Origin of the sequence: Flaviflexus equikiangi (assembly GCF_014069875.1) — a bacterium.
In the GTDB taxonomy this organism is placed as follows: domain Bacteria; phylum Actinomycetota; class Actinomycetes; order Actinomycetales; family Actinomycetaceae; genus Flaviflexus; species Flaviflexus equikiangi.
Window position 1 is genome coordinate 485,842 of the sequence record NZ_CP059676.1, and the last position, 15,981, is coordinate 501,822.

Annotated in this window: 13 protein-coding genes; 9 read left to right on the forward strand and 4 right to left on the reverse strand. The window is 62.6% G+C overall.

Going from position 1 to position 15,981, the window contains the following annotated elements; genetic code table 11:
* The first annotated feature begins 100 nt into the window (after positions 1-100).
* The 4 genes from H2O75_RS02315 (at position 101) to H2O75_RS02330 (ending at position 6,534) form a co-directional block, all read left to right on the forward strand.
* Positions 101-1,897 (forward strand): ABC transporter substrate-binding protein, encoded by a 1,797-nt coding sequence (locus H2O75_RS02315; RefSeq protein WP_182173106.1) that lies wholly within the window; start codon positions 101-103, stop codon positions 1,895-1,897.
* Between the two features lie 305 nt (positions 1,898-2,202).
* Complete coding sequence (locus H2O75_RS02320; RefSeq protein WP_259365286.1) at positions 2,203-3,690, forward strand: ABC transporter permease; 1,488 nt, start codon at positions 2,203-2,205, stop codon at positions 3,688-3,690.
* A gap of 43 nt (positions 3,691-3,733) precedes the next feature.
* Positions 3,734-4,759 carry an ABC transporter permease gene (locus tag H2O75_RS02325; protein ID WP_182173112.1) on the forward strand — a complete coding sequence of 342 codons (1,026 nt, stop codon included), beginning with the start codon at positions 3,734-3,736 and terminating at the stop codon, positions 4,757-4,759.
* Positions 4,756-6,534, forward strand: a complete 1,779-nt coding sequence (locus tag H2O75_RS02330; protein ID WP_182173115.1) for an ABC transporter ATP-binding protein — start codon at positions 4,756-4,758, stop codon at positions 6,532-6,534. Before H2O75_RS02325 ends, H2O75_RS02330 begins: the two co-directional genes overlap by 4 nt.
* 61 nt (positions 6,535-6,595) lie before the next feature.
* Here H2O75_RS02330 and H2O75_RS02335 read toward each other — a convergent pair whose 3' ends face one another.
* A complete protein-coding gene (locus tag H2O75_RS02335; RefSeq protein WP_182173118.1) occupies positions 6,596-7,204 on the reverse strand; it encodes a hypothetical protein in 609 nt (202 codons plus the stop codon).
* 182 nt (positions 7,205-7,386) lie between these two features.
* Between H2O75_RS02335 and typA the strand changes: the two genes are divergently transcribed.
* The 5 genes from typA (at position 7,387) to dapC (ending at position 13,021) form a co-directional block, all read left to right on the forward strand.
* Positions 7,387-9,315: a translational GTPase TypA gene (gene typA, locus H2O75_RS02340; RefSeq protein WP_182173121.1), complete on the forward strand. Its 1,929-nt coding sequence runs from the start codon at positions 7,387-7,389 to the stop codon at positions 9,313-9,315.
* Positions 9,315-9,713: a hypothetical protein gene (locus H2O75_RS02345; RefSeq protein ID WP_182173124.1), complete on the forward strand. Its 399-nt coding sequence runs from the start codon at positions 9,315-9,317 to the stop codon at positions 9,711-9,713. Before typA ends, H2O75_RS02345 begins: the two co-directional genes overlap by 1 nt.
* Before the next feature lie 67 nt (positions 9,714-9,780).
* Complete coding sequence (locus tag H2O75_RS02350; RefSeq protein WP_182173127.1) at positions 9,781-11,511, forward strand: VanW family protein; 1,731 nt, start codon at positions 9,781-9,783, stop codon at positions 11,509-11,511.
* A gap of 53 nt (positions 11,512-11,564) precedes the next feature.
* A complete protein-coding gene (gene fdxA / locus H2O75_RS02355) occupies positions 11,565-11,888 on the forward strand; it encodes a ferredoxin (RefSeq protein ID WP_182173130.1) in 324 nt (107 codons plus the stop codon).
* Positions 11,888-13,021 carry a succinyldiaminopimelate transaminase gene (gene dapC, locus H2O75_RS02360; protein ID WP_182173133.1) on the forward strand — a complete coding sequence of 378 codons (1,134 nt, stop codon included), beginning with the start codon at positions 11,888-11,890 and terminating at the stop codon, positions 13,019-13,021. Before fdxA ends, dapC begins: the two co-directional genes overlap by 1 nt.
* On the opposite strand, the gene H2O75_RS02365 is transcribed toward dapC, so the two are convergent.
* The 3 genes from H2O75_RS02365 to H2O75_RS02375 are packed head-to-tail and all read right to left on the reverse strand — an operon-like array spanning position 13,018 to position 15,965.
* Complete coding sequence (locus tag H2O75_RS02365; protein ID WP_182173136.1) at positions 13,018-13,842, reverse strand: NUDIX domain-containing protein; 825 nt, start codon at positions 13,840-13,842, stop codon at positions 13,018-13,020. The two genes, dapC and H2O75_RS02365, sit on opposite strands and share 4 nt — an antisense overlap.
* The gene (locus H2O75_RS02370) at positions 13,832-14,428 is read right to left on the reverse strand and encodes a Maf family protein (protein ID WP_182173139.1); all 597 of its coding nucleotides are present in this window, start codon (positions 14,426-14,428) and stop codon (positions 13,832-13,834) included. The genes H2O75_RS02365 and H2O75_RS02370 overlap by 11 nt, the downstream gene beginning before the upstream one ends.
* Complete coding sequence (locus H2O75_RS02375; protein ID WP_182173143.1) at positions 14,409-15,965, reverse strand: DUF885 domain-containing protein; 1,557 nt, start codon at positions 15,963-15,965, stop codon at positions 14,409-14,411. Before H2O75_RS02375 ends, H2O75_RS02370 begins: the two co-directional genes overlap by 20 nt.
* Positions 15,966-15,981 lie beyond the last annotated feature (16 nt).

Sequence of the window (15,981 nt, forward strand, 5' to 3'; positions counted from 1 at the left end):
GTCTCGGCCTTGTCGAATAAGCCAATCCGCATCACGCGGTTCCTCTCGGGGGCTCGGGTGCGGCGGAGTTAATCACTTAATCAAGATTAAAGGTGACACAGTGAAGCGTAGAAATTCATACTCGCTTGTCGCTGCGACAGCCGCTGTAGCATTGGTGCTCAGCGCTTGTTCCACGAGCAGCGATGAAGAAGAGACCACAGGCGCAACCGGCGGCGAAACGACCACCGGCGCGGACGAATCTGAAGGCTCGGACGGCCCCGACGGCGTCGTTTCCTTCACGACCGGTGCAGACGAGTACAACGGTTACAACGGTGTCCTCTCGAGCACCTACTCGACCGGCAACTCCGTCATCAACGACCGTATGGGCGTGGGCTTCGGCTACTTCAACGCGAACGGCGAATGGCAGAACGGCACGGATCTCGGCTCCTACGAGATGATTTCCGAGGATCCGCTGACGGTCGAATACACCATCAACGAAGAGGCCGTCTATCAGGGTGGCACCCCGATCACCTGTGAGGACTACTACTTCGACTGGATCTCCCAGAACCCGCAGTGGATCCAGGACGCGAACGGCGGCGAAATCCTCTTCGACCACGTGTCCGATCCCGGCTCCTACGCCCTCGGCGTGCCGGCTGGCCCCGAGTGTGAGGCTGGCGCGAAGTCCTTCACCATCGAATACAGCGCACCGAACCCCGACTGGGAACTCGTCGTTGCCGGCGCCCTCCCGTCGCACGTCATGGCTGAGAAGGTCGGCATGACGAAGGAAGAGCTCTTCGAAGCTCTCAAGAACGAAGACTTCGAGGTTGTCCAGGAAGTTGCTGACAACTGGAACAACTGGTACTCCCCGAACCCGGGCGAGCTCCAGCCGATCGAAGAGGTTCCCTCTTACGGTCCCTTCACCTACCTTGAAGGTGGCTGGGAGCCCGGCCAGTACATCACTCTCGTCCCGAACCCGGACTGGTGGGGCGAAGCCCCCGGCGTTGAGGAACTCGTGTTCCGTTTCATCGCCCCCGAAGGCCAGCTCCAGGCACTCGACAACCAGGACGTCAACGTCATCGAGCCACAGGGCACCCAGGACGCACTCGACACCCTCGAGGCCATGTCCGGCGTGACCGTCCTGACCGGCCCCACGCTGATCTGGGAGCACCTCGACTTCAACTTCGCTGAAGGCTCCGTCTTCTCCGACGCAAACGGCGGCCTCGAGCTCCGTGAAGCATTCGCGTACTGCGCACCCCGTGAAGAAATCGTTGAGAAGCTCGTTCGTCCCCTCGACGAGACCACTGAGGTCATGAACCTCCGCGAGTTCTTCCCGACCGATGCAGATTACGACACCGTTCTCGCCGAGGCCTACGACGGCCGCTACGACGAGGTCGACATCGAGAAGGCGACCGAGCTCGTCGCCGCTTCCGGCGTCGAGAACCCGACTGTCCGCATCGGCTACTCCGCACCGAACCAGCGTCGCGCTGACACGGTCGCCCTCATCCAGTCCTCCTGTGCACAGGCCGGCATCACCGTTGAAGACATCGGCTCCGCCGACTTCTTCGCACCGGGTGGCGCGCTTGACACCGGTAACTACGACGTTGCCCTCTTCGCATGGTCCGGCTCCGGCCAGGTCGTCTCGGGCCGCAACATCTACCACTCGGAAGGTCAGCAGAACTACCACGGCTGGTCGAACGAGACCGTCGACGCCGAATGGGACAAGATCCTCGGCTCCCTCGACCCCGAGGTCTGGCTTGAGTCCAAGACCATCATCGAGACCGAGATCTGGAACGACCTCTTCGGTCTGCCCATCTACGCCCACCCCGGCATTGTTGCCCACACCGAAGGACTCCAGAACGTTGAGCGCAACGTGACCCAGTCCGGTGTTGTGTGGAACGCCGAAAAGTGGACCTGGTAGGAACTCCGATTTCTGCTGAATCCAAGTAGGAGCCGCGTAGCGGCGGGAACGGTTTAACGCCGGACCCCCGCCGCTACGCGGTTTTCCATTGGACATCATCACCCGAGGCGGTGAGCGGTGCAGCGGCCGATAATTTCATGATTCGGGAAAACTGCACCTAGAATGCCTAATGTGTGCTCTGAGGCCACCCATCTCAACGTACTTGGCGCGGGCGGGCTAGCTGCCGAAAAGCTATAGGACACACCTTCCAGAAAGAAGTACGCGACGTGTTCAAATTTGTATTAAAAAGAATCGGCATATCCCTGATGATTCTTTTTTTCGCATCGTTCCTGGTCTACGGACTTACCGTCCACTCCGGCGACCCCCTGCAAGATCTGCGCGAACAGAATGATCAGAACCGCCAGAACCGCATCGACCAGCGCATCGCGCAGATGCGACTCAACGACCCGTGGATAGTCCGCTACTGGGACTGGCTCCGAGGCATCTTGGGATGTGCGCGCCTGCAGTGCGACTTCGGCTCGAACCGCTCCGGCCAGGACGTCAATAATCTTCTTGCGAATGCTGCCGAGTCCACGATTCGTCTCGTCCTTCTCGCAACGATTCTCGGCATTATCGTCGGCGTCTTCTTCGGCGTCATGGCAGCGATCCGCCAGTACTCCGGCTTCGACTACGCCGTGACGGCCATCGCCTTCGTCTTCTACTCGCTGCCCGCCTTCGTCTTCGCCGTTCTCCTCAAGGAGTTCGGTGCGATCCGATTCAACAACTGGTTAGCGGCTCCAACCTTTAACCTCATATTTATCGCCATAGTCGCAGGACTCTTCGCGCTCTTCTGTCAGGCGATCATCGCCGGAGAGGCACGCAAGCGGCTCATCGTTGCCGCCGCAGCGTTCCTCGGCTCCGCGGGACTTCTCCAGATCATCGACGTGACCGACTGGGCGCGCAACCCGATTGCCGGCCTGTGGATGGAAATCGTCATGGGCATCGCCGCCGCAGTGCTCTTCACTGCCCTCCTCGCGAGCCTGTCGAACAAGCGCGCAATCCTCAGCACCCTCGGTTCCGCTGCGGCCATGATCCTCCTCATCGTCGTCTTCTCGTCGCAGCTCGAGGATCCGACGTGGACCTTCCTCGGCCTGATGCTTCTCGCTGGCATCGTCCTCGCCGTTGCGATCAGCCTGACGTTTGGCGGCTACGCCAAGCGGTCGATCATGTGGGCAAGCGTGTGGACGGTCATATCGATCAACTTCGCCGTTCTCGTCGACTACCTTGCCCGTCACTGGGCGGATTACTACGAGCTGGTTCGCGGCCGTCCCATTTCGACGATCGGTTCGGTGTCACCGAACTTCCGCGGTGCCGATGACTTCTGGCTTTCGCTCATGGACACGACGACGCACCTCATACTGCCGACCCTGTCCCTGACGCTCATGTCGGTGGCCTCCTACACGCGGTACACCAGGTCGTCGATGCTCGAGGTTCTCGGTCAGGACTACGTTCGCACCGCTCGCGCCAAAGGCCTGCCCGAGCACACCGTGATGACACGTCACGCCTTCCGCAACGCGCTCCTCCCCATCACCACGATTGTTGCCTTCGACTTCGCCTCCCTCATCGGCGGCGCCGTGATCACCGAGAAGGTGTTCGGCTGGAAGGGCATGGGTGAGCTGTTCGAAACGGCTCTGAAGAACGTCGACCCAGACCCTGTCATGGCCTTCTTCATGGTGACGGGTGGTATTGCGGTGCTCATGAATATGCTTGCCGACATCATGTACGCGTACATCGACCCCAGGATCAGACGGTGAGTCGCACGATGCTATTTTTTGGATTTCAGAGGAGTGACTCGTAATGGATAACACTGATCCGAAGGCCCATATCGCGGCAGTGGGCGACTTCAACGTCGCTGAACTCGACGACGAGGTTTTGGACTCGACGACGAACAAGTCGTACTCGCAGGGTCAGCTCGTCCTGCGCCGCTTCCTCCGTCATCGCGCCGCGATGATCTCCCTCTTCGTCTTCTCCTTCATCATTCTCCTTGCCTTCACCTCGATCGGTGTCGGCCCCATCCCCGGATGGTGGAAGTACGGCTACGAGTCGACGCACCCGATCGTCAACGGCGGCGCACCCACCCTGGGCTGGTTCACTCTCGGTGAGCACCCCATGGGACAGGACACCGCAGGCAAGGACTACTTCGCGTTGATCATGCGGGGTACTCAGCGCTCGATCATCATCGCCTTTATCGTCGGCATCGTCTCGACTCTTCTGGGCACCATCATCGGTGCGCTCTCGGGCTACCTGCGCGGCTGGGTCGAGACGATCCTCATGCGTCTCACCGACCTCTTCATCGTCATCCCGCTGCTCCTCCTCGCCGCCGTTGTCGGCCAGCTCGCGAACGAGAGGCTCGGCGGCGGCATCATCATCCTCGCCCTCCTCCTCGGTCTGCTCTCCTGGACCGGTCTTGCCAGGCTCGTCCGCGGCGAAGTGCTGTCCCTGCGCGAACGCGAGTTCGTCTACTCGGCGCAGGCTCTCGGAGCGTCGACGCCCCGCATCATCATCAAGCACATTCTCCCGAACTGCCTCGGTACGATTATCGTCTCCGCGACACTCGCCATCGCCTCGGCGATCCTCCTCGAGACCTCGCTGTCGTTCCTCGGCTTCGGCGTGAAGTCCCCCGACACGTCTCTTGGTCTGCTGATCTCGCAGTACCAGCAGAAGTTCTCCAGCCAGCCGTGGCTGTTCTACTGGCCCGCAGGTTTCATCCTTGCGATCGCTCTCTCCGTCAACTTCATCGGCGACGGCCTCCGCGACGCCTTCGACCCCCGCCAGAAGGGCATGGGCAAGAAGATTAAGAAAGCTAAGAAGGTTCAGGCATGATCTTCGGTAAGAAGAAGTCCGACACGGACGTAACATCAACGAAGCCCACGGGTCGCAAGGACATTGTCAAGGTCCACGAGAAGACCGACGCCCCTGTGCTGTCCTTCAACGACCTCGACGTGCAGTTCCGCACGGAGTTCGGACGCGTCCACGCCGTTCGTGGCGTCGACATCGACATCCACCCCGGTGAAGTCGTCGCCCTCGTCGGCGAGTCAGGCTCGGGCAAGTCCGTCACCTCCATGTCAGCTCTCGGCCTGCTCCCCAACAACTCGAACGTTGAAGGCGAGATCACGGTCGCGGGCCACGCAGTCCGCTCGATGTCGGCCCGCGGTTGGCGTCGCCTGCGCGGCGGAGACATCGCCATGGTGTTCCAGGAGCCGATGACGGCGCTCAACCCGGTGCTGACGATCGGTATGCAGATCACGGAGGCGCTCGAGCTTCACGAGATCGCCTACGGCAGCGCCGCTGAGGCCCGTGCCGTGGAGCTGCTCCGCATGGTCGGCATCGACAACCCCGAGGAGCGCATCCACCAGTACCCGCACGAGCTGTCCGGTGGCCAGCGCCAGCGCGTCGTCATCGCGATCGCGATCTCCTGCAACCCTGCGGTGATCGTGGCCGACGAGCCCACGACGGCTCTCGATGTGACCGTCCAGGCCGATATCCTCGACCTGCTGCGGTCTCTCAAGGACAAGCTCAACACTGGCATCCTCCTCATCACTCACTCGATGGGCGTCGTGGCTGACATGGCGGACCGCGTCCATGTCATGTTCCGCGGCAACATCGTCGAGTCCGGCACTGTCTCCGAGGTCCTCAACGAGGCGAAGCATCCCTACACGCAGCGCCTGCTGAAGGCTGTTCCCCACCTCGGCCAGGGGCGTGCACAGTTCGGACTGAAGGAACTCTCCGGCAGCACCCTCGATATCTCCAAGACTGTCCTCGATGTCAAGGATCTCATCGTCGAGTACGAGGTGTGGGGCAAGGAACCGTTCCGGGCTGTCGACGTCGTCTCCTTCGATGTTGCCGAGCGTGAGATCGTCGGGCTTGTGGGCGAATCCGGCTCGGGCAAGTCGACGATCGGCAAGTGCATCCTCGGCCTCCAGCCCGCTGCGGGTGGCGAGGTGAAGCTGTTCGGCGAGAACATGATCGGCCGGAACAAGGAAGAGCAGAAGGCTGTCCGCAAGGATATCGGCGTGATCTTCCAGGACCCTGCCGCGTCATTGAACCCGCGCTTCCCCGTCGGCGACTGCATTGCCGAACCGCTCGTCGTCCACAAGGTCGGCTCCAAGAAGGAACAGCGGGACCGCGTCTACGAACTCCTCGACGCCGTCCAGCTGCCGCGATCGACCTATAACCGGTTCCCGCACGAGCTCTCGGGCGGCCAGCGTCAACGCGTGTGTATTGCACGCGCACTGGCACTCAACCCGTCGCTTCTCATCGCCGATGAGCCGACGTCGGCCCTCGACGTGTCCGTCCAGGCCACGGTGCTGCGCATGCTGGCCGAGCTTCAGGACGAGTTCGGGTTCGCCTGCCTCTTCATCTCCCACGATCTCGCTGTCGTCGACCTCATGGCGAACCGTGTGGTCGTGCTCCAGAACGGCAAGGTTGTGGAACAGGGCCTGTGTGCCGATGTGCTCCACGATCCGAAGGAAGAGTACACGAAGCGTCTCATCGCGGCCGCGCCGGTTCCCGAACCGGGCGAGCAGAAGCGTCGTCGCGAAGAGCGCCACGCGCTGCTGCGCGAGTTCGGCGAAGAGATCTCCGAGCTGAAGATCTGACAGCGTCACGATAGAGGGGGCATGGACCAACGGTCCATGCCCCCTCTATCGTTGTCTCGATCTAGATGATGGCCTGAATGCCGATGATGATGAGGGCGATGCCGATCAATGCGATGGCGACCCTCATCGGGTTCACGGTCTTCGTGCGGGGCCGGTGAGGAGAGGTTCGGGAGAACTCTTTCGCCATGCGGGTGATGAGAGAGCTTGCCTCGTTGAGTGATGGCTGAAGGTTGTACTGGCCGGACTCGTGGACGGGGATATAGGTCTGTTTCGGCTCGCTCCTGGCGAGCGGGGACGAGGTTGTGAGCATTTTGCGCCCCTGCGTCAGCCCACCGGTTCCCGGATAGCAGGTGACGGGATCGGATGCGTTCGCAGAGATGATGTTCATGCCGAACCTGGTGTCGAGCTTCTCGAAGTCTCGCCACGACAGCACACGGTCCATGAACCAGTTGTGGATGTGAAGACCATCGCGGTCCAGGTAGAGCGTGGGCAGGTAGAAGAAGACGTAGGCGACGAGACCGGCACCGAGGGCGATGATGATCGGCGGGAAGAAGCCGTCCGTGTTCGGATCGAGATAGAGCGAAAGCACGAAGAGCGCGATGAAGATGAGTGCGATCACAAACTTCACGTATTGGCCTGTGGATCGGAGTCGGTAGATCGGTTCAGTCATGGTCACCATTGTGTCAGGTTCACACCGCAGGGAAGAGCTGCGCCGTCTCACGGCTGGGAGTTTCCTTGGTGACCTGTCTCGCTCAACCCTGCCATCATTCGGTTTGGCGCGTACGATGTACCGGGACCTGTTTTCGGTCCTGCCCTCGCGCTTCGCGCCCAGAAAGGAACCGAGCAACGCCGGTGAAAGTAACTCGCTCAGATATTCGTAACGTAGCAATTGTGGCCCACGTCGACCACGGTAAGACCACACTCGTTGATGCCATGCTGTGGCAGTCCGACGTCTTCGACTCCCACGCCTCAGTTGAATCGACCGGTGAGCGTGTCATGGACTCAGGCGACCTGGAACGCGAGAAGGGCATCACCATTCTCGCGAAGAACACCGCCATCACCTACAAGGGTCCCGCAGCCGCCAAGCACGGCGAGCCCGACGGCATCATCATCAACGTCGTCGATACACCCGGCCACGCCGACTTCGGCGGCGAAGTCGAACGCGCACTCTCGATGGTCGATGGTGTCGTTCTTCTCGTCGACGCGTCAGAGGGCCCGCTTCCGCAGACACGTTTCGTGCTACGCAAGGCTCTCGCTGGCAGGCTCCCCGTCATCGTTGTCGTCAACAAGGTTGACCGTCCCGATTCCCGCATCGAGGCCGTCGTGTCCGAGACGACGGATCTGCTTCTCAATCTCGCCTCCGACTTGGAGGGCGATATCGATGAGACGGTTGACATCGACGCCATTCTCGACGTGCCGGTCATCTATGCCTCCGGCAAGGCCGGACTGGCCTCCGTCGAGCAGCCCGAGGACGGCACACTTCCGGATTCGAGCGACCTCGAACCGCTCTTCGACGCGATCCTCACGAACATCCCCGCCCCCACGTATGACGACGAGGCACCGGTTGCCGCCCAGGTGACGAACCTCGACGCATCCCCGTTCCTCGGCAGGCTTGCCCTCATCCGCGTCCATTCCGGCGTGATCCGCAAGGGCCAGACGCTGGGATGGCGGAAGATGGACGGGACGATGAAGTCGGCGAAGATCTCGGAGCTTCTCCGCACCGTCGGCCTTGAGCGCGTCCCTGACACTGAGGCGGGCCCGGGCGACATCGTCGCCATCGCCGGTATTCCCGACATCACGATCGGCGACTCGCTCGTCGACATGGAGAACCCGATCGACCTTCCCGAGATCCACGTCGATGAGCCCGCCATCTCCCTCACCATCGGTATCAACACGTCCCCTCTCGCAGGCAAGGTGAAGGGCCACAAGCTCACAGCCCGCCAGGTCAAGGACCGTCTCGATCGCGAGCTCGTCGGAAACGTGTCCCTCCGCATCCTCCCCACCGATCGTCCCGACGCGTGGGAGGTTCAGGGCAGGGGCGAGCTCGCGCTCGCCATCCTCGTCGAGCAGATGAGGCGCGAAGGATTCGAACTGACGGTCGGCAAGCCGCAGGTTGTGACGAAGCTGGACGAGAACGGCAAGGTTCTCGAGCCCTACGAGCACATGACGATCGACGTCCCCGAGGAGCATCTCGGCGCCGTCACGCAGCTCATGGCTGGTCGCAAGGGCCGCATGACGACGATGACGAACCACGGCACGGGCTGGGTGCGCATGGAGTACACGATCCCGTCCCGCGGCCTCATCGGCTTCCGCACGCACTTCCTCACGGAGACTCGCGGCACCGGCATCGGCTCCTCCCTGTTCGCAGGCTACGACGCGTGGGCAGGTGAGATCGAGTCCCGGATCACCGGTTCCCTCATCGCCGACCGTCAGGGCGCCGTCACCCCGTTCTCGCTCCTTCGCCTCGAGGACCGAGGCACCTTCTTCGTCGAGCCGACCCAGGAGGTCTATGAGGGCATGGTCGTGGGCGAGAACCCGCGCGCCGAAGACATGGAGGTGAACGTTGTCAGGGAGAAGGAGCTGACGAACATGCGTGCCGCATCGGCCGATACGTTCGAGACTCTCGTTCCGCCCCGCAAGCTCACCCTCGAGGAGTCTCTCGAGTTCATCGAAGATGACGAATGCGTCGAGGTCACTCCCGAGACCATCCGCATCCGCAAAGTCGTCCTCAACGCGCATGATCGTGTTCGCGCCAACCGCAAGCGGGCGCAGGGCAAGTAATGTCGCTGGCAAGATTCGTGCACGGTCCCGAGCAGTCACGCCGCTCGACCACCCTGATCGCCCTCGCGGGCCTGATCCTCGGTGGTCTGGCGGCGCTTCTCGGGACTGTGACACACTCGGGAGGCATCGACGGCGGACTCACCGGGATCATCGTTGCCCTCATGACGGTCGGTCTTGGCGCGGCAGCATTCGCCCTACTGGCCGGAATGATGGGATGGGTGGGGTTCAGCATCGGCTTCCTCGCGACTCTCGGACTGTCCTCCGCCTACTCGGAGGGTGATGCCATCGGCGCACTGTCCGAGAACCTCAGCATGTGGTGGTTCAACGGAACCCCGGCCGCGCTCATCATCGGCGGCTTCATCGCCTGGGTGGGATGCACACTGGTTGACCGCGAATAGCGCGCCCCGACACCTCGCGGTCAGCCCGACGGCTAGACTGGCTGAGTGTCAGTGAGAAGGATGTTTCATGTTTGATGATGATCGTACGAGTGAATGGGTTCCCTCGCGGGCCGTTGACGATGCTGAGTCGCCTCGAGCGCTCTGGCCCTTCGTCGCCGCCGCAATCGCCCTCGTCCTCGTCGTTGTCTATATCGGCATGGCATTCTTCTTCGCAGATCGCATCCCGACGAACACGACCATTGCGGGGGTCGATGTGGGCGGCATGTCCGAGGAAGCCGCCGCCGAGAAGCTTGAAGCTGACCTTGCCGGTGCCGTGAGCGATCCGGTACCGGTGACGGTTGCCGGCACCGATATCACGGCCGAAATCGATCCGACCGCCGCGTCTGTCGCGATCGATGGTGCGGCCACGGTCGAGGGACTGACGGGACTCTCCTTCAATCCGGCTCATCTCCTGCGCCATCTTTCCGGGAGCGATGATGTGGATCCCGTCGTCAGCTTCGACGAGGCTGCGCTCAGCGAGACGATCCGTTCGTTGAACGAGCAGCTCGGGACACGGCCTGTCGATGCGACGATCTCTTTTGCCGGATCGACGATCCAGACCACACACCAGGTCAATGGCACCGGCATCGATGCCGAGACTGCTGTCCGCATTCTTGGGCAGGGCTGGGTCTCCCAGACCAGGCCGATCGAGCTTGAACCCGTTGACCTTGAACCAGACGTGACAGATAAGGATGTCGAGAGGGTGCGCGCCGAGCAGGCGGAGCCGCTCGTCGCGTCCCCCCTGACTGTCTCAGTCGGGGAGCGCGACGTGGTCCTCGAGCCGCAGCGTCTCGCCGAGGCCGCATCGTTCACCGCCGACAACGGCGAACTCACGATGATCGTCGACACGGCCGCTCTCGTCGACCAGGTGATCGAGGGGGCGGGAGACGAGCTCGAGGATCCGAAGAACGCCGAGATCCTCATCGAAGACCATGCTGTCGGCCCGATCATCCGTCCCGGCCGAAGCGGAATGGTGATCAACACGGAGGCCACCGGAGAGGCCATCGGCGCCGTTGTCACCACATCCACGCGCACCGTCGAGGCGGTTGTCACCGAGGAGGAGCCGGAGTTCTCCACTGCCGATGCTGAAGCCCTCGGCATCGTCGAAGTCGTCTCTGAGATCTCCACGCCTCTGACGAACGATCCTGTGCGCACCCAGAACCTGATCGTCGGAACGAGCAAGACGAACAACACGCTCGTCCTGCCGGGGGAGGAGTTCTCTCTCCTGACGACCCTCGGTCCGATCACGGAAGAGAACGGTTTCGTGTCCTCCGGTGTTGTCGTGGACGGCTTCAACGCCGTCGCTCTGGGCGGGGGATTGTCGCAGCTGTCGACCAACACGTTCAACCTCGGCTATCGCGCCGGCATGGAAGACATCCAGCACCAGCCGCACTCCAAGTACTTCGATCGTTACCCCATGGGCGTCGAGGCGACACTGTGGGTGCCCTCGGTCGATATGCGGTGGCGGAACTCGAGCCCCTTCGGTGTGCTCGTCGAAACGTGGGTCGAGGGTGGACAGGTTCGCTCTCGACTCTGGTCGACAGCGTACTACGACGTCGATATCACGGTGTCGGATCCCTACAAATATGTTCAGCCGACGACAGAGGTCAACACGTCTCCCGATTGTGTCCCCTATGCTGCGGGAGGCCCCGGCTTCACGGTCGACGTCACTCGCATCGTCCGCCGCGAGGGAGAAATGATCTACAATAATTCGTACTCGTGGACATATCAGCCGGTCCACGCCGCGGTCTGCGGATGATCCCGATTTCTGCGGGATCGAAGCCGGACCGCATGATGAGAGGATTGTGAGTCGTGACGTACGTAATTGCACTTCCCTGTGTCGATATCAAGGACCGCGCGTGCGTGGACGAGTGTCCTGTCGACTGCATCTACGAGGGCGAACGCATGCTGTACATCCACCCCGATGAGTGCGTCGACTGCGGTGCCTGCGAGCCGGTGTGCCCTGTCGAGGCCATCTACTACGAAGACGACACTCCCGAGGAGTGGAGCGAGTACTACAAGGCGAACGTCGAGTTCTTCGACAAGATCGGGTCCCCGGGCGGTGCGGCGAAGATGGGAGTCATCGCCTATGATCACCCGATCGTCGCGGCTCTCCCGGCCGGAATCAACGACTGATGCCGCTCCTGGGGGAAGGTCTTCCGGACTTCCCGTGGGACACTCTGACGCCCTATAAGACAGTTGCCTATGCCTACCCGGGCGTGACTGCCGATCTCTCGATCGGAACGCCAGTCGATCCCACCCCTCGCATCGCCATCGAGGCATTGCGAGCCTCCGAGCAGTCGCCCGGGTACCCTCCCGCGTTGGGAACCCCCGAGTTGCGCTCTGCGATGGTGACCTGGTGGGCTCGCACGCGTGGAGCCACCGTCGGACTCGATGGGGTGCTGCCGACTATCGGCAGCAAAGAGATGGTTGCGCTCCTTCCATCCCTCCTCGGGATAACCGGAAATGTTCTCATCCCAGCCTGCTCATACCCGACGTACGATGTCGGCACGCGCCTGAGCGGAGCCACCCCCGTCCCCATCGATCCTGCCTCCGACCCGGAGACGTGGCCGTCAGCGGACCTCGTGTGGCTGAACTCCCCGGGCAACCCCCACGGCCACGTCCTGGATCGTGACCAGCTCCGGGCCATTGTCGCGTGGGGCCGCCGCACAGGAACAATCATCGCCTCTGACGAATGCTATGCGGCCCTGCCGTGGGCTGAGCCCTTCATCTCCGACGGCATCCCCTCCGTTCTCGGCGACGACATTTCTGGGCCGGACAAGGCAGGCCTCCTTGCGCTGTACTCAGCGTCCAAGCAATCGAATCTTGCCGGATACCGGGCCGCGATGATCGCAGGCGATCCCGCACTTCTCGCCCCCCTCATCGAAGTCCGCAAGCACATGGGATTCCTGATGCCGGGGCCCGTGCAGGCCGCGATGACAGCCGTGCTCGATGACGACGACCACGTGGCACAGCAGCGTTCTGTCTATGAGCGCAGGCGTGCGGTCCTCATGGAAGCGACCGGCAGGGCCGGTCTCGTCGCCGACCCTCTCACGCGTGCCGGACTGTATCTGTGGCTCGAAGATGGCAGCGGCAGGTTGGATGGGTGGGGGATCGTCAAAGCGCTCTCCGAGCGCGGCATCCTCGTCGCCCCCGGCACGTTCTACGGGGAGTCAAGCCGCATGAAGGTCCGGATGTCGCTGACAGCGACTGATGATGCGATCGACGCGGCAGCGGAACGCCTCTCCTCCGCACCCCTGGGCGCCTAGTCCGTCTGCGCGCGCTGCGGCTGCGAGATAATACCTCTGATGATCGAGGGGGCAATGGTGAGTCCATCCGCAGAGCCCCCGACCGTCACGACGCGGTCGTACGCGCCCATGTCGACAGCCTCCGCACCTTCTGTCCATCCCATAGTCGGTGCAATCGTCCCGGGGTAGGAAGCCGCCGTGAGGGGCCTCCCCGAGCCGCGGAGAGCGATGTCGGGGAAGAGCGTGACAGTACGATCGGGCCCCACGCGGTGATTGATCGCGTCCCGATACTCGGCGGGCAGAACGTCGGCCCCGATCCCTCGCATGCCGAGGAGGGGGAGTGCCTCCTCCCAGCCGGACTCGAGCTGTGACGGGTCGACGACAAGAAGCGTCCGCCCCAGGAGGGTGGACATGAGAGGGACGCTCTGCTCAAAGGCCGGCATGAGGACTCTGCCATCGAGGGCGTGCCAGGGAACCCACTCCATCGCATCCGATTCGTGGTCAGTCACGAGTGCCGCCTGATGTGGGGCGGCTTCCGCCACCACGGTCGTATAGGACCAGTCGGGATGGGTGAGAGTGGTGGCAGCCCACACGCGTGCAGGCTCAAGGCCCGCCTCTTCGTGTGCCTCGCGGATAGCGCCCTCAAGGGGAGTCTCATCGAATCCGATGGCGCCTCCGGGGATACCCCACGTCCCGCCAGACATCGACCATTCCGCCCGGAGCTGCAGGATAACCTCGGTCTCCCCACGGTCTCGCCACGCAAGTACGCCTGCGGCCCCAGCGCGGCCCCAATGCTTGCTGCCACAGGCGCAGTAGACGATGCCGTCGGCGCTAGATCCCATCCCACAGCTCCGTGATCGAACGCCCCGTGCGTGCGAGCAGTTCCCGCAGCAGCGGCAGCGACAGGCCGGTGACACCGTGAGGATCGCCCTCCAGGCGGTCGATGAAAGGCCCGCCGAAGCCGTCGATCGTGAAGGAACCGGCAACATGAAGCGGCTCTCCGGTGGCAATATAGGCGTCGATCTCGCGGGCAGACATGGGGGCGACATGGACGGTTGCTTCCGATACTCCACCGACGCCAGTCTCGGGTGCGATGAGCCAGTGCCCGGTGTAGAGAACCCCTGAGCGCCCCGCCATGGCAGTCAGGCGCTCACGGGCCACCTCGGGCGTGTGTGGCTTGCCGAGAATCTCTCCTCCCATCTCGAACATCGAGTCGCAGCCGATGATGAGGGAATGATCCGTCTGCTGGGCAACCGCCTCTGCCTTTGCCCGTGCCAATGCGAGAACGATGTCCCGTGCAGGCGCGCCGACCATGCCGGCCATGATGGCGTCCTCGTCCACCTCGGAGACGACAACCTCGGGGACTATTCCCGCCCCCGTCAGAACCTTGTAGCGGCCGGGAGAGGCGCTAGCGAGACAGAGCTTCATGGAGAACGTCCAATCCGACGGTGCCGAGAGACAGCGCGCGCGTATGGAAGTCCTTGAGCGACTCTCCGCGGGCTAGCGCCGCGTCCCGTTCGGACTCCCATAGACGCTGCCCAATCTTGTAGGACGGCGCCTGCCCCGGCCAACCCAGGTATCGGTCGAGTTCGAACGCCAGGAAGGAATGATCCATGGCAACGTTCGCCGTGAGGAAATCCCAGGCCTGCTCCGCGGTCCAGCCCTTGACGTGGACACCGATATCGACGCGGACGCGCGCCGCGCGCAGACGCTGGGAATCCAGCATTCCGAAATAGTCACCCGGGTCATCCAGGAAGCCGAGATCCGCCATGAGGCGCTCCGCATACAGCGCCCATCCCTCTCCGTGACCCGACACCCACGACGCGAGGCGGCGCCAGCTGTTGAGGTGGGGCGATGCGACAGTCGTGCCGATCTGGAGGTGATGTCCGGGGACACCCTCGTGGTAGACCGTGGTCTTCTCCAACCACGTATTGAACGTCTCCACGCCCTCGGGAACGGACCACCACATGGCGCCGGGCCGAGACAGATCATCGGACGGCTGCGTGTAGTAGATGCCGCCGGTACCGGGATAGAGGACCTTGGCGTCGATTCGACGGAGAGATTCGGGAATATCGAATTCGGAGAGCGTTCCCGCAACCGCATCATCAGCGGTCTTCTGCATCCATTCCCTCAAGTTCTCGCGCCCATGGATCTGACGGGCAGGATCGCTGTTGAGACGCTCGATCGTTTCGGCAATCGTCGTCCCCGGACCGTAGAGAACCGCTGCGGTCTTCTCCTGCTCGGAGATGATGCTGGCAAGCTCATGCTCCGCCCATTCGAACGTCTCATCGACATCAACGTCCGAGCCGAGGAAGTATTTGAGGTGCGCGGGGTAGCGGTCGCGTCCGATGCCATCGACGGACGTCTGCGGGAGAGACGAGAGGAACGCGGCCAGATCGGCGAACGATGCACGCGCCTCATCCGTGTCCATCCCGCGCTCCGTCAACTCGTCGAGGATGCCGCCGGTAGCGATCTGCTGAGCCTGCTGAACTCCCGCCGCGATTTGGCGGGCAGGGAAGGGAGCGCCCTTGTCGTGGCGCCAGGACAGTGCTTCACGGTACTGGCGCAGGGCGGTGGGGATGGCCTCGAGGCGCTCGCGGATCAGGTCCCAATCCTCGTCCGTCTCCCGATCCATGAGGTCGAAAGAGTCGCGGATGTCTTGGATGGGGGAGGCGATGACGTTGAGCGCGCCGATCTCGTCGGTGGCAATCGCGAGAGAGGACTCGAGGCGTTCGATCATCGCCGCCTTCGTCACCCAGTCGTTGTCCGATGTGGGCTCGGAGTTCCGAAGCTCTCGAAGGGTGGCCTGATCGAGGTCGATCCGCTCCTGAATCCCCTCGGGAGAGAAATCATCGAGGAGGCCCGTCTTGGCCATGCCGGTCGCCGACGCGAACAGGGGAGAGATCTTGCAGAGGGATGTGACATAGGAGTCTGCGATCTCGTCGATACGTGTACGTTCACTCATACCACTAGCCTACGGC